The organism is Shewanella piezotolerans WP3 (assembly GCF_000014885.1).
GTDB classification, from domain to species: Bacteria; Pseudomonadota; Gammaproteobacteria; order Enterobacterales; family Shewanellaceae; genus Shewanella; species Shewanella piezotolerans.
Map to the genome: position 1 here is coordinate 1662344 of NC_011566.1, position 14153 is coordinate 1676496.

Annotated in this window: 10 protein-coding genes; 5 read left to right on the forward strand and 5 right to left on the reverse strand. The window is 43.4% G+C overall.

Annotated features, from left to right (window positions below):
• Positions 1–17: 17 nt before the first annotated feature.
• The 4 genes from SWP_RS07160 to SWP_RS07175 form a co-directional block, all read right to left on the reverse strand.
• Positions 18–1349, reverse strand: a complete 1332-nt coding sequence (locus SWP_RS07160) for a polysaccharide biosynthesis/export family protein (protein WP_020911770.1) — start codon at positions 1347–1349, stop codon at positions 18–20.
• Between the two features lie 25 nt (positions 1350–1374).
• On the reverse strand, positions 1375–1725 hold the full coding sequence (locus SWP_RS07165) for an STAS domain-containing protein (RefSeq protein ID WP_020911771.1): 351 nt from the start codon (positions 1723–1725) through the stop codon (positions 1375–1377).
• 363 nt (positions 1726–2088) lie between these two features.
• The gene (locus SWP_RS07170; RefSeq protein WP_020911772.1) at positions 2089–2481 is read right to left on the reverse strand and encodes an ATP-binding protein; all 393 of its coding nucleotides are present in this window, start codon (positions 2479–2481) and stop codon (positions 2089–2091) included.
• Positions 2482–2512: 31 nt separating this feature from the next.
• Positions 2513–3769, reverse strand: a complete 1257-nt coding sequence (locus tag SWP_RS07175; protein WP_044555749.1) for a SpoIIE family protein phosphatase — start codon at positions 3767–3769, stop codon at positions 2513–2515.
• A gap of 329 nt (positions 3770–4098) precedes the next feature.
• Between SWP_RS07175 and SWP_RS07180 the strand changes: the two genes are divergently transcribed.
• The 5 genes from SWP_RS07180 (at position 4099) to rfbD (ending at position 12265) form a co-directional block, all read left to right on the forward strand.
• Positions 4099–5028: a phosphate/phosphite/phosphonate ABC transporter substrate-binding protein gene (locus SWP_RS07180; protein ID WP_020911774.1), complete on the forward strand. Its 930-nt coding sequence runs from the start codon at positions 4099–4101 to the stop codon at positions 5026–5028.
• Positions 5028–8606 (forward strand): PAS domain S-box protein, encoded by a 3579-nt coding sequence (locus SWP_RS07185; protein WP_020911775.1) that lies wholly within the window; start codon positions 5028–5030, stop codon positions 8604–8606. Before SWP_RS07180 ends, SWP_RS07185 begins: the two co-directional genes overlap by 1 nt.
• 166 nt (positions 8607–8772) lie before the next feature.
• The gene (locus SWP_RS07190; protein ID WP_044555750.1) at positions 8773–10272 is read left to right on the forward strand and encodes a sigma-54-dependent transcriptional regulator; all 1500 of its coding nucleotides are present in this window, start codon (positions 8773–8775) and stop codon (positions 10270–10272) included.
• Positions 10273–10365: 93 nt separating this feature from the next.
• Positions 10366–11109, forward strand: a complete 744-nt coding sequence (locus tag SWP_RS07195) for a phosphatase (protein ID WP_020911777.1) — start codon at positions 10366–10368, stop codon at positions 11107–11109.
• Between the two features lie 43 nt (positions 11110–11152).
• Complete coding sequence (gene rfbD / locus SWP_RS07200; RefSeq protein WP_020911779.1) at positions 11153–12265, forward strand: dTDP-4-dehydrorhamnose reductase; 1113 nt, start codon at positions 11153–11155, stop codon at positions 12263–12265.
• A 268-nt stretch (positions 12266–12533) separates the two neighbouring features.
• Here rfbD and SWP_RS07205 read toward each other — a convergent pair whose 3' ends face one another.
• Positions 12534–14000 carry a capsule assembly Wzi family protein gene (locus SWP_RS07205; RefSeq protein WP_020911780.1) on the reverse strand — a complete coding sequence of 489 codons (1467 nt, stop codon included), beginning with the start codon at positions 13998–14000 and terminating at the stop codon, positions 12534–12536.
• Positions 14001–14153: the final 153 nt, after the last annotated feature.

Genomic DNA, 14153 nt, shown 5'->3' on the forward strand with positions numbered 1-14153 from the left:
CCTTTATTAACTCGTTGTTAAAGCAGTTCTAATAAAGTTGCTGGAACCAGTATTTCAGTAACGGTTCTAGCAATTTCACGCATATTGGTAACTCGTGAGTCATAACAAGCAATCCCATCACCAGGCATCAGTATAGGGTTCATGCCAGTTACCCAAGAGTTGCGGATAAGCGAGTCCATTGAGCGCTCAATCACATCCACTTCAGCAGTTAACGGATTTTTGGTGATTAATAGCAGGTGACGGCTGGCATTGGTTGATTGAGCGCCGCCGACGCAGTTTGCGGCAATTGCGCCATTAAGGAGGCGAGTGCCATAGGGAAAGCGCGTCGCATCGGTATCTACTGCCGATTGCGAGTTACTGCTCGCTGGTTGAGTTAGGTTGGATAAAAAGACCCGGATCCCTGGCACGGTAATTTGTGACGGTCTTGCTAACGCGTCATCAAAATAATCATGCTGTGGCACATGTATGTGGTCGCCAGACATAAGTGTCATGGTTGGCACCGGATAGCCGTGGATCACACCTGATAGATCGAGCTTAAAGCTATACTGCTCTCGAATCACCATGACCTCACTGATATTAGCATCAGGGCGCACACCACCAGAGGCTCTTAGGGCTGCAGCGATACTTCTTTCTGATGCTTGATCACCACTGTGGTTGCCATCGTCATCGATGATCTCTGTATCTGTTTTCTTGTTGATCTGATGCTGCCCTGGTTCAAACACCCCACCTGAGACGGTCACTTCAACGGGGGCCCACTTGAGTGGGGTTATGCTGAGTCGCACACTATTTTTTAGCATGAAATCTTCTTCAACAAGGTGCTTGCTTATTGCTGCGGATAGTTGCTGAACATCAAGCCCTTTAGCATGAATGGGCTGCAGATATGGCAGATAGATATAACCATCATTATTGACCTCTACATTGCCACTAAACTCTTCACCATTGAGTACATTGACTTTCAATCTATCGCCTACTGATAAACGAATATTTTGCGGCAAATGCAATGCTTGCTGTGCTTGAGCGGTATCCATTAACCAAGTGGTACCCATAGGGTCATTGGCTTTTTGAGTTATATTTTTAGGTGCTCGTTCACTGATTTTGCTGCGCATATAAGGCGTGTCGCTAGGGTAGAAGTGGCACAGTGTCATGTCGTCATCCACGTTGTCACAGATATCAATCTCTTCTGGATGATGTGGCAGTACACAGCCAGATAATAAGGCTGCTAGAGTGATGATTAGCAATGTCGTCAATCCCTGGTACTGTGGCGCATCTGTTATCGACTTTGTTGCATCCTTTTGCTTTTTACTGCTATGAGAGGTGCTTGAAAAGTTCGTGCTGTGATTGGGGTTCATAGCGCTATCCTTAATGCTTAACTTGTTAGCTAACAAGTTCATTGCATATGTAGTCAATTGCCGCTGCTTCATCTTCATAAATAGAAAACACCTGATGCAGGCGGGTAAGTTCGATAAGTGCACGGACGCCGGAAGTTGGTGAGAGCAATACAATTTCGCCATCGTGCTCTTCGACTTTTTTGAGAGCTGAAATCAATACAGATAAACCACTTGAATCGATATAATTAACCTGGTGTAGATCGATAACTAACTGGGTCATCCCCATATCTATTCGCTGTAAAATTGCAGCACGTAATGTTGGTGTTTGGGTCATTACCATTTCAACTGGCAAGGTGATTTTGCATGCGTTGTTCTGTGCGAGTTGGGAGAATTTCATTTTAAGCTCCTTAAAATGCTGTTAGAGATTATTGCTAATAAGCACTCGGATTTATTAACATTGCTTTATACAGTGCAACTCTAATGCCAGTTCTTAAGTTGTTGTATTATATTGGTTAAGTATGTTTCTTTGCATATAGGGATTTAGTTGCTAACGCAGAGTTCTTAAAATGCAAAGCATAATGAGCAGATTGAAAATCTAGGTTAAGCTGGAGTTCGACGGGATTAGCAGCGGATAATTATCTAGGGTACTGTAATGTGCTGGTTAATACGCTGTGTATCGCTTTCATGTGCTTAATCGTGAGCATAAACACAGCATATTTTTCAACTATTGATCCTTGAGTTAGTTCGAGTATTGAGCGCATCATTGGGTTGATAAACTTAGTTGCAGGTGAGTTCCCGCCACAGACTCTTGCACCCTGACACTGTCCATCCAGTTGTGCATTATCCATAAACCGCGACCTGATTGTTCATTAGTATCTGGACATTGCAGTGGAGATTTGTTGCCATGCAGCGGAGAATTATCAAGTAAATCGACAATCACTTTGTTGTCGCCGCTGTGTAAGATTAATATTATCTCTTTTGAGCTGCTGGCTGAATGGTTAATGACATTCGCCACGGCTTCGAGTATACAGGTGATTACCTTGAATCTTTGTGATGAACTGATTTGATTTTGTAGCATGAACTGATCGACTTCTAAGCACAGTGAATGCTTAGCTAATAGTGTTTTGTTAAGGTTTATCTGTAGACTATTCATAGGGTAATTCCTTGTTGAAATTCATTTTACGCTAAGCAAGCACACGGCGAATAGGCGTTTGGTTTAAACTGGCTAGTGACTGACTTGAAATAAGCATCAGAGAGATATCATCTTGAGCTTGCTGTTGTTGCCATAAGTCGCAGCTATGGGTTAAGTGGTGTAGCAAAGAACCGGGCGAGAGTTCTCTAGCATCGTTTATAATCTTCAGTAGTCGCTCTTGGCCGAAAAATCCATGCTTTGGGTGGCGACACTCATAGATCCCATCAGAATAGAGCAGTAGATGTTCATGTTGAGATAAAAATAACTGACTACTGCTGTATTGGTAGTTTTTGCGGATCCCCAATGGTAGTTGTGCTGCAATGTTTAGCTGTAGCTGATCGGCAAAATAGGCGTGTTGTGGACTAATCACAATAGGTGCTGGATGACCAGCATTGACCAGTTCAACCTTACCTGTGACCGCATTTGCAATGCCTATTATCATAGTGGCAAAACGGCCGCTGTTTTGTGGGTCGTCAAATTCACGGTTGAGCGTATTAATTAACTGGCACACATCTAAGGCCTGCCATGCGTCTTGGTTGTTGGCTAAGCTTTGCGCTAAAGTAAAGCTTTGCATAGAAGCGGCGGTGCCATGGCCACTGACATCGAGTAGATAAAAACCAATATGTTGGTCGTCAATATTGAAGCACTGAAAAATATCACCAGCGAGATCATGGGCAGGTTTAAATTCGCAAGTCACTTGCCATTGTTGGCTGAGTTGGCAGTTATTGGGCAGTAATGCTTGTTGTAACTGCGCCGCCAATGCTAAGTCTTGTTTAACGACATTTAAGTATTGCTGCTCTTTTAATAGCATCTGATTTAGTGATTTATTCTTCTGTGATAATTGGGACTGCATCTCTATTATTCGTACCCCAGCATGGATTCGGGCTTTTAACACCGCACTATTAAAGGGCTTCGCTACAAAGTCGTCTGCACCAGAATTGATTCCTTCTACAATATGTGTATTTTCACTATTTCCCGTAAGGAGTATTGTGTATGGGTTATCGCATGATTGCTTGAGTATTTTACACAATTCAATACCACTCATACCGGGCATCATCCAGTCGGTGATCACTAGGTCAACGTGATGGGCCTTAAGGTATTCAATTGCCGATTCCGCATTGGAAAAATCGACGCTATGGTGACCCATTGCCGTCACCAAGGCACTTAGCAAGCAGCGTTCGCTATCGCAATCTTCGACAAGCATGATACTAAGAGAGTGCTTCGTTTGTGCGCTGTTTGATACCTTCATCAATCTGTTCACATTTTGTAGGGCTATGAAAGTTAAAAGTGCAAACGTTATGCCACTGTATTTATGCTCGATGATAACGTTTTGAATTATTTGGCTTTCTTGTCTATTGCCATTCCATAACCTCTTTTAGACATAGTAATACTCATTGGGAAATTGCATTTTGCAAAATAGAAGTGCCATATTGATAAAACCAGATTGAACACTACATCTAATTGTTTTATATATAGTATTTATAGGGTTTATTTTTTACTCTGGACCACTTTTATTTTTGGCGTAGTTATTGCTCAGTTCTGTAAAAACATGAATTGAATTTAATTGAGGGGAGTGGCATGCATTTATTTAACGACAAGGTCAGAAATATCATTATGTGCCGTAGAAATTCTGCGGTTTTTAGCCTGTTGTCTATCTTTGCTGTGGTATTTATGCCGCTTTCTTCCGGGGTTAGCGCTGAAGAATCCGTAGCCAGTCAGCCTAAAGAGACTCTCGTATTTGGCGTTGTTCCACAGCAAGCGGCAAGTACACTTGCTAAAGCTTGGGGACCGTTACTTAAAGAAGTGTCGCAAAATGCAAAACTTGAGTTGCGTTTTGCAACCGCGCCAGATATTCCCACTTTTGAGGATCGGCTCGCGACCGGGGAGTATGACGTTGCCTATATGAACCCCCATCATTACGCTCAGTTTCATCAGTCACAGGGCTATCAGGCGTTGGTTAAGGAGAAAGATAAAAAGCTTAAAGGGATTATCGTGGTCGCTAAAGATGCGAGTTTTCAAGATTTAGAGGCGCTAGCGGGAGAGACCATTGCGTTTCCTGCGCCAGGAGCATTTGCTGCCAGTATGATCCCTAGGGCTAACTTAAAACAGCGTGGCATCGACTTTACACCTAAGTATGTTGGCTCCCATGACTCCGTTTATATGGCGGTATCGAAAGGACTATTTAAGGTGGGTGGTGGTGTGGGCAGAACTTTTAATAACTTACCGCTTGAGACTCAATCTAAGTTAAAGATCCTTTGGACCACTCCTAAATATACTCCCCACGCGATTGCTGTGCACCCTCGAGTCTCTGAAGCCGCCCGTAAAGAGCTAACCGCAGAGCTAGTGGCTCTTTCTCAATCTGAACAGGGATTGTCATTGTTAAATAGTCTTGGCTTTAACCGTTTTGAAATTGCTGCTGATAGTGACTGGAATGATGTTAGAGCACTTAAGCTTGATCAACTATCGATTCAGACGGATGAGGATGCTCCTAAACAGGAGGAGAACTAATGTCATTTCGGTTAAAAACAATATTGGGTATTGCCATTATTGAAGGGGTACTGTTAATGCTGTTGGTGTATACCAGTATTGACTATTTAAAGTCATCTAATGAGTCTGAAATTGAGAAGCGTGCTCAGTCGACGGCATCTTTGTTTGCTGCTGCCGCAAAAGATGCGGTATTGAGCACAGACCTTTCAACGCTGAACAACCTCGCAAACGAGCTTATTTCGACTAACCAGGTCTTATATGTCAATGTATTTAATCGTGATGATCTGTTGGTGACTGCCGGGGCGAATAGCGGAGTCCATTTGGCGGCCAGGGACAGTAATGTCACGACTGTCGATGACGGGATTCTGGACATAGAGGCCATGGTTGCTGAGTCTGGAATTGTTTATGGTCGAGTAGAGCTTGGGGTCGAGATTTCAAAACTGGATATTTTTATTGCCGATGCGACCAAACAGTTCCTGTTGATCGCCGCATTGGAGATGGTGCTAGTGGCGCTGTTTTCTTGGTTGTTAGGCCATTATTTGACGCGCAACTTACTGCAATTAAAATCTGCATCTACTCGTGTATTTTCCGGCGAGAAGCAAGTTAAAGTGCCCGTAACCTCTCAGGATGAAATCGGTCAAGCGGCTCATGCATTCAACCAAATGGTTGAGCAAATAGATATAAAAACCCACGCACTTGAAAATGCAAATACCCGCCTTAGTACAATATTAGGCACGGCTTTGGATGGCTATATCATTATTAATACTCATGGAGAGATAAGTGAAGTTAACCCCGCAGTAAGCCGCCTATTTGGTTATAAGGACAGTGAACTACTTGGCCAAAATGTATCTTTGCTCTTACCGTTAGCTGAGCGCGGAATGCATGACGTTTATATTCGTAAATACCTCGATAGTGGCGAGTCTAAAATCATTGGGAAAGGTCGAGAGTTAATGGCACAGCATAAAGAGGGAGAACTGTTTCCTATTGAGCTATCGATTTCGAAAATGATACTCGATGGCGAATTACTATTTTTAGGCTTAGTTAAAGACCTTAGTGATGTTAAGCGGGCGCAAGTCGCAGCTCAACGCACAGAGTCAATCTTATTAGCCACATTGGAGGGCAGTAAGGATGGATTGATTACTATCGATATTACTGGTGAAATCCAAGAGGTCAATGATTCAGCGTGTTTGATGTTTCAAGCACACTCAAGTGCATTAGTGGGCGAGAGAATGGAGACTTGCCTATTTCAAGGGGGAGCAAGAGCCACTTTTCGGGAGATTTTAGAGGAGTATCGCCTTACAGGTGCCGGTAAGGCGTTTAAAAATGCTACTGAAATATTTGCTACTCGCTTTGACGGTAAGCTGCTCCCTATTGAGCTAACTCTAATCCCAGTGCAATTAGGTGAAGAGATGCTGCTAACTGCATTTATCCGTGATATTTCAAGACGGATGGAATACGAGACCCAGCTTAAATTGGCAAAAGAGCAAGCAGAACAGGGCAGTAAAGCTAAGTCACGCTTTTTAGCCACCATGAGTCACGAAATTCGCTCACCACTGAATGCAGTGCTGGGCAGCGTTGATCTATTACTTGATTCTCGACTGAATAAGGAACAGCGGATCTACGCTAATACTGCTAAAGAAGCAGGAACCGCACTGCTGAGTACTATCAATGATATTTTAGATTTTTCAAAAATTGAAGCGGGGCAAATGTTGCTGGAGAAAAGTAGTTTCTCTGCTGCTAAGTTAGTCACTCAGGTGTTACAGATCTTGTCGCCCAAGGCGCAAGATAAGGGCATTACCTTAGCTAGCTTTGTGAACTGTAATGTGCCAGAGAGCCTCATTGGAGACGGTCAGCGTTTACGCCAAGTGTTACAAAATCTAGTTGATAACGCGATTAAGTTCTCTTCTGGTGGCTGCATAGCAGTAGAGATGTGGTTGCTTGAAAGTCAGCAAGGCAAGGCTCAGCTTTGTTGTACGGTAACAGATCAAGGCATTGGGATCTCAGAGGAGGCACAGCTCACGCTATTTAAAGAATTCAGCCAAGTGCATGACGAGCACAACACAAACTACAGTGGCACCGGGCTTGGGCTCGCCATTTGTGCAGAGCTTATTACTCGTATGGAAGGGAGCATTGCTGTACGCAGTGAACAAGGGCGAGGAAGCTGCTTTAGTTTCGATGTTAAATTAGAGTTAGAAGAAGCTGAGTTATCAATGCCACGCCAAATGCCTACTGATGCAAGAGTATTGTTAGTCCACCATAACTCAACTTACTGTCGATTATTTGAAAAACAATATCGTCAATATGGCGTTAGCGCAATTTGTGTCGATGGTGTCAAAAGTATTTTTAATAATGTAAATGTACAAGGACGTTTTAGCTTAGTGCTGATTGACGAACACAGTCTTGTTGAGTTGACAGAACTGCAAGCTCAAAAGATTAAACAATCTTACCTTAATGAAGAGGGGTTGATGGCGGCGTTAATGACTGTTGTTGTGCCTGAAGCGTCAAAGTTGTTGGCTAAAGTTGGTCTTGAGCAAGTCGTTAATAAACCGCTTAGTAGAGATATGATGTTGGCAATGTTGAGCGGTGAACATCGTTTTAGTCATGATGTGGCAGCAATTGAAGAGGGGTTAAGTAACGAAAACCGTCAGCTACTGCCCATTTTATTAGCTGAGGATAGCCCCGCGAATCAGATCGTGGCGAGTGCGTTGCTCAATAAGGCCGGTTTTAGTGTTGAAATTGCTAATAATGGCAAAGAGGCTGTCACTATGGCAGCCAAGAAAGAGTATGGACTGATCCTAATGGACATGAGGATGCCAGAGATGGATGGGGTTGAGGCAACAGAGCATATCCTATTGAACAATCCACAGCAGATTATTATTGCGATGACCGCTAATGTGCAAAAAGAGGATGTAGATCTGTGTATGAATGCGGGGATGAGAGATTTTGTCCCTAAACCTGTAAATCGAGCACAATTGATAAAAGCGGTTAACTATTGGATGGCTGAGGCGAAAACAATAGCCAAGGAAAGTGGCGATAGTTTTTTAGAGGTTAAAGAAGAAGCGCAGAGTATTCTAAATACCAGCAAAGCAATTATTGGTGAGACAGTCGTCCTCAGCTCTCCGGTTACATCTACAATAAATACAGAGCCTGACAAAATATCTTCTCAAGCTGGAGAGATAAACGTGATTGAAAAAAATGAACTTGGGCAACAAGCAATAAATAGTACTGATGATGATCCGTCTAACAATATCCTTGATGAAGCGACATTAATAGAGCTTTCAAGTATGTTAGGAGAGGATGCTATGGCTAGAATGTTTAGCGTATTCCTCAATGAGGCTGAAGAGAGGCTCACTGTATTAAAGTCATTATTGAATGCCTATGATTCGTTAGGAAATTGTGATTTAGATGAGGTCGACATACAGGCTCATACACTTAAAAGCAGTGCGGGAAGTTTTGGTGCACAGGCGCTTAGTGTGGCGGCTAAATCACTTGAGCAGAGTGCTAAGGCTGGGGATGTTAGCCAGTTATCTCAATTATTGAATAATGTCATTGATATTGGGGAGCAAACTTTACAGGTATTTAAGGCTCGCTTAACCTAAAACTATGCTAAATAAATAGGTTATTTGTAAGGCTCTAAGAGGTGACAAGAAAGCTAGCTAATAACTGCTAGACTTAACTAGCAGGCCTTGGTATCTACTGCCACACTCGTTATGATAGCTTATCTGTTTTTGGCTTTTTTAAATTTATCAATAGGTTGACTTCTATATGGATATAACTAGCTCGTTTACCGCGTTACTGGTAGAAGATAGCATGTCGCTTGGAGCACTATATACAGAGTACCTTCGTGCGGACGGTGCTAAAGTGACTCATGTAAACCATGGTGAGGATGCACTGAACGAGTTAAAACGATGGCAACCCGATCTACTGGTGTTGGATATTAAACTCCCAGATATGTCTGGTATGGATATTCTTGATATCGTTCAAAAAAAATACCCAGACATTACCGTTATTATGATCACCGCTCATGGCACGATTGATCTCGCGGTTGATGCGATGCGAGCGGGCGCTTTCGATTTTCTTGTTAAACCTTTCGATGCAAAACGCCTCTCCATTACAGTTAGAAATGCCCTCAAGCAGCGTCATCTGGTTAATTTGGTCGCCAAGTATGAGAGCAGCCTGCCTAAGCCACATTACATGGGGTTCGTTGGTGAGTCACTAGCGATGCAAACGGTTTATAAAACGATAGATTGCGTTGCTAACAGTAAAGCGTCGGCATTTATTGTGGGTGAAAGTGGTACTGGTAAAGAGGTGTGCGCCAATGCCATCCATCATGCTGGTAGCCGTAGAGATGAAGCATTTGTCGCATTGAACTGTGCTTCAATCCCTAAAGACCTAATCGAAAGTGAAATTTTTGGTCATACCAAAGGTGCATTTACTGGGGCTGTGGCTAATCGTGATGGTGCAGCCACAAGAGCTCACAATGGCACCTTGTTTCTTGATGAAATTTGCGAGATGGATCTGGAGCTGCAAAGTAAATTGTTACGCTTTATTCAGACCGGAGTGTTCCAACGAGTCGGTGGTACCAAAGAGGAGAAAGTTGACGTACGTTTTGTCAGTGCCACCAATCGAGCACCGTGGGATGAAGTTAAAGCGGGTCGTTTCAGAGAAGATCTTTTTTACCGCTTGCACGTGATCCCTATTGAGCTTCCTCCGTTAAGGATGCGTGGCAAAGATATTCTTCTGTTGGCAACTAAGTTGCTAAAAGAATACAACAAAGAGGAAGGTAAGCAGTTCAAGCACTTTAGCGCAGAGACAAGGCAATGCCTCAAGAACTATCAATGGCCTGGCAATGTTAGGCAGCTGCAAAATGTGATTAGGCAGGTTGTAGTGCTCAATGATGCTGAAACCGTCGAGCTTGATATGCTCCCCTTACAGGTGACAGCCAATATCAGCGTTAAGCAGCCTGAGCCGCAAGCGCAAAGCGCTACGCCACTGTTTGCAGATCCTGCAGCGCCTTCACTAGTCAAAGGCTCTATTGAGGCTCAAGGTCATTTAACTGAAGCTCAAGATATTGCAGCCGTTGCGCCAGCTGCTGATATCGTTCCTTTATGGATCACCGAGAAGCAAACTATTGAAGATGCTATTGCCTTTTGTGATGGTAATGTTCCAAAGGCCGCTGCTTTATTAGATATCAGTGCATCGACAATTTACCGTAAACGGCAGAGCTGGGAAGAGTTAGAAAGTAGCTTAAGCCACGAGGGCTAGCTGATACATTTATCTTGCTGCGATATAGAGTTAAACACACGATAAGAGTAGACTTCAGGTCTACTCTTATCGTTTGAGCTCGAGAGGCTGCAGATGAAGTTTTTAGTCGATACCCACGCCCATACCATAGCTTCAACCCATGCTTACAGTACGCTGCACGACTACTTAAATGTCGCCAAAGAGAAAGGTATTAAACTATTCGCCATCACCGACCATGGACCAGATATGGCAGATGCACCACATTTTTGGCACTTTGTGAATATGAGAGTGTTACCGCGGATTATTGATGGTGTTGGAGTGCTTCGAGGGATTGAAGCGAATATCAAAAACCAGCAAGGAGACATTGATTTTTTCGGCGATTATTTAAAACAACTCGATATAGTTTTAGCGGGCTTTCACGAACCCGTTTTTCCACCATCGACAGCAGAGAACCATACTCAAGCCCTTATTAACTGTATTGAAAGTGGCAAAGTTGATATTATCAGCCACCCAGGTAATCCAGCGTATCCGATTGATATTGAGAGAGTGGCTCAAGCTGCCGCAAAGCATAATGTTGCGCTAGAGATCAATAACTCTTCATTTTTAACTTCACGCAAAGGCAGTGAAAAAAGCTGCAGGGCCATTGCGCTAGCGGTGAAAGAAGCCGGCGGGTTATTAGTAATGGGGTCAGATTCTCATGTTGCATTCAGCTTAGGCGATTTTGATAAAGCGGTTGAGGTGATCGAAGCTGTACAATTTCCAATCGAGCGGTTACTTAATAGAAGCCCTGAAGCTCTGCTGTGTTTCCTATCTGCAAGAGGCCACGACTCACTCGATGAGTATGCAGATCTTGTATGAAAGCTCTTGAAGAACTTCGACAAAGGTTACGATCTAAACTCTTATGCAAGCTCCTATAAAAATAATGGTTACTGGTGGTAATGGCCAACTCGCTCAGTCGTTAGCATTAATCGCTCACTTAAGTGATGCAAAAGTGAAAGCTAGCTCTTTTACTCGTATAACAGCTGATATTGTGCAGGCCTTAGTCAATATTTTACCTGAAGTGAGGAACAGCTTGAGTGAGCAGGATGAATTGCACCTGCTGTCACATCGAAAGTTAGATATTTGCGACTCTGCAGCCATAGATGATGCTTTTATGCGGGTCAATCCTGACGTGGTGATTAACTGCGCGGCATTTAACGCAGTGGATAATGCTGAAACAGACTCTGAAAGTGCATTTAAGGTTAACTTTGAGGGCCCTAAATTACTGGCGGAGCGCTGTAAACGTGACGGAGTCATGCTGATTCATATCTCTTCTGACTTTGTCTTTGCTGGCGAGAAACATTCACCTTACAACGAACAAGATCTCCCTGAACCGCTATCTGTTTACGGTAAAAGTAAGCTTGCAGGTGAACAAGCTGTACGACAGGTTATAGCGAGTAAAGCTTATATTATTCGAACCAGCTGGCTCTATAGCTGCCAAGGGAATAATTTTGTTCATACAATGCAGAAGTTGTTTGCAGCAAAGGAGCAAGTATCAGTTATCGCCGATCAATACGGCAGTCCAACTTGGAGTGAAGCGCTGGCTGTCATCATATTTAAGCTGATAAAGCAAAAAGAAGCGACTCAAAGAGGTGTTGGCTTAGATGCGAGCTTAGGTATTAACTTAGAACCCAATTTTGTTGGTGATAGTGATAGTTCAGACAATTTGTATCACTATGCCGCAGCGAACAGTTGCTCTTGGTTTGAGTTTGCGCAACAGATCCAGCAATTGATGTTAACAGATGATAAGTTGATTAAAACGCATTGTAGAATAACACCAATCACTACGTTATCTTGGCAAGCTTGTCATGAACAGATATTGGCTAAAAGACCGAATCAGAGTGCGCTTAATAGTCAAAGAGTGTGCCAGCAGTTGGGTGTAAGAGAAGGAAGTTTGTTGAAGGATAAATGGCAACAGCAGCTCAAAGGGATGCTAGATTTTCAAAAAATTATTAATACCCATCGTAGTAAATAGCAGCTGACCCTAGTTTGTTAAAACATTCGATAACGTCGTTATAAATTTTGATTGTAGGATACCGACTTATCGAGAATTTCTGTCTTGTTCTCAAGCTTTTCCTGCGCTATTTCTGAACACTTGCTGTGATTGGTACAAGGTCAGTTGATAAAAGTAAGAGGTCCATGCTTTTACGAGATGAAAAATAATAAAAGACAAAAGTAGGGAGCTACTTTTACCTTTTATTGCTAGAACCTCTAATACTCAAGCCGAGAGCTATTGATTAAGCTTAAAAGCTTCTTTCCCAACCAGCGTATAAAGTTGCGTCCCAGTCGTCGCCACCAGAGGTGACGTACTCACTATAGCTAATCGTGCCACCCACTTTCAGAGTGCCTTGATAAAACGGTCTATGGTAGCTGGTATCATATTGGTATACCCGTTCATATTCGCCCGGTGATACAGGGTTACCAGCATCAGGTAGTCCGTTATCAATTCCGTCAGTATTGAGTCGCAACCAACGTAGTTTATTAGTAATGCTTTGACCGCCGCCTAACTGAGTGATACCACCGACAACCAAGGTTTCTGAGTCATTATCATAGGTGCTGCCTAAACTGCGGCCGTAATAACGGTAGCCACTTTGGTAAAAGGTGTGTTCATACATACAATTGTATGCTTGTGGGTCGATACCACATGCAACCTTGGTATCTGAGTATTCTATAAAGACACGGGTATTGATGTCGGTTAAAACAAAGTCGATACCGCCCATGTTGGCCGCATTGATCAATTTATTTTTACCATTGTGGTAATCTTCATGAGTGCGCTCATAGTAGATACCATAAGGAATGCCAAAGGCGGTATCTGACCAGCGAAAATCATAGCCTGCAAGCAAATTCTCTTGACCATTTTTTAAATCACCTTCGGTGCCACCGCCATTAGATAGTCCATCCCACCAGTCGCTTAGGCTATTGCCGTAACCTTCACCGCCCCATTGCATGGTCCATGAGAAGCCTACTTCTAGTTTTGAAATTGGGCGTATGGTGCCGCGAGCGCCCCAGTGTTGGGTATCTGGCACGTAGCGATCGCTTTCCATTTGACTAAATGCGGTGGTAAAAGTCCATGGGCCAATCCAATTAAGCCAGGGTGTTTCAAAGGCTTGGCTGTTGTTGCGGCTTAATGTAATGCCAGGCATAGGGCGAGCGTTAGTGGTTTGAATCAAACCGCTGTCCCAGCCTGGTCCCCAGTACTTTTGTTGCGCGCCAGCGCTAACGATCCAGTTACCAAGCTTAACTGCAGCAAAACTGTCATCTAAGCGAGTGCTGTTACCGTCAATTGGATCCGCATGATAGCTTGCCGATAAACGACCACTGAACCAGTCTTTAGTTATTTCTGCGCTGACAGCCCCTTCACCTTTATCACGATAATCTTGGCCAAATCCAATAAATCGGGTGGTATCGGTGCTACCTGCGAGTTCTACCTTAGTGCTAAAACCGCGGTGGTCCTTATCATAAGCTTGATTGACTCGGTCAAAGGCACTGCGCTGAATATTGGAGAGCTTAGCGGGTTCGGCCTTGTCCAAATCTTGCTTTAATCCGTCCCACATTAATGGGTAAGTCGTGATAGGCTGCACAATAATGCCAGTATCGGAAAGTAGTTGGATATCTGCTCTCAAAGCCAGATCTGTAGGCTCTACCCACCATGCAGCTTGTACTGAGCTACAGCCAAAAATAAATAGTCCTGCTAATAATTTAAGTTTCATTGTGATCCCTTCTGTCAATGAGGCGCATTCTAGAGTATTTCACTAAAAGCTGACAGCGGAGAATGACTAGTTATTCAATAATAGCAACAGCTATTAACAACTTTGTTGCTGAGACTTTGAGATGTAGTCGAGTGTTGTTATCGAGGTGTTAAT

What these genes read in the sequence shown, in the direction of transcription:
- SWP_RS07160 (WP_020911770.1), bottom strand. Translation starts at nt 1,349, where the DNA reads ATGAACCCCAATCACAGCACGAACTTTTCAAGCACCTCTCATAGCAGT.
- SWP_RS07165 (WP_020911771.1), bottom strand. Translation starts at nt 1,725, where the DNA reads ATGAAATTCTCCCAACTCGCACAGAACAACGCATGCAAAATCACCTTG.
- SWP_RS07170 (WP_020911772.1), bottom strand. Translation starts at nt 2,481, where the DNA reads ATGAATAGTCTACAGATAAACCTTAACAAAACACTATTAGCTAAGCAT.
- SWP_RS07175 (WP_044555749.1), bottom strand. Translation starts at nt 3,769, where the DNA reads ATGAAGGTATCAAACAGCGCACAAACGAAGCACTCTCTTAGTATCATG.
- SWP_RS07180 (WP_020911774.1), top strand. Translation starts at nt 4,099, where the DNA reads ATGCATTTATTTAACGACAAGGTCAGAAATATCATTATGTGCCGTAGA.
- SWP_RS07185 (WP_020911775.1), top strand. Translation starts at nt 5,028, where the DNA reads ATGTCATTTCGGTTAAAAACAATATTGGGTATTGCCATTATTGAAGGG.
- SWP_RS07190 (WP_044555750.1), top strand. Translation starts at nt 8,773, where the DNA reads ATGGATATAACTAGCTCGTTTACCGCGTTACTGGTAGAAGATAGCATG.
- SWP_RS07195 (WP_020911777.1), top strand. Translation starts at nt 10,366, where the DNA reads ATGAAGTTTTTAGTCGATACCCACGCCCATACCATAGCTTCAACCCAT.
- rfbD (WP_020911779.1), top strand. Translation starts at nt 11,153, where the DNA reads ATGCAAGCTCCTATAAAAATAATGGTTACTGGTGGTAATGGCCAACTC.
- SWP_RS07205 (WP_020911780.1), bottom strand. Translation starts at nt 14,000, where the DNA reads ATGAAACTTAAATTATTAGCAGGACTATTTATTTTTGGCTGTAGCTCA.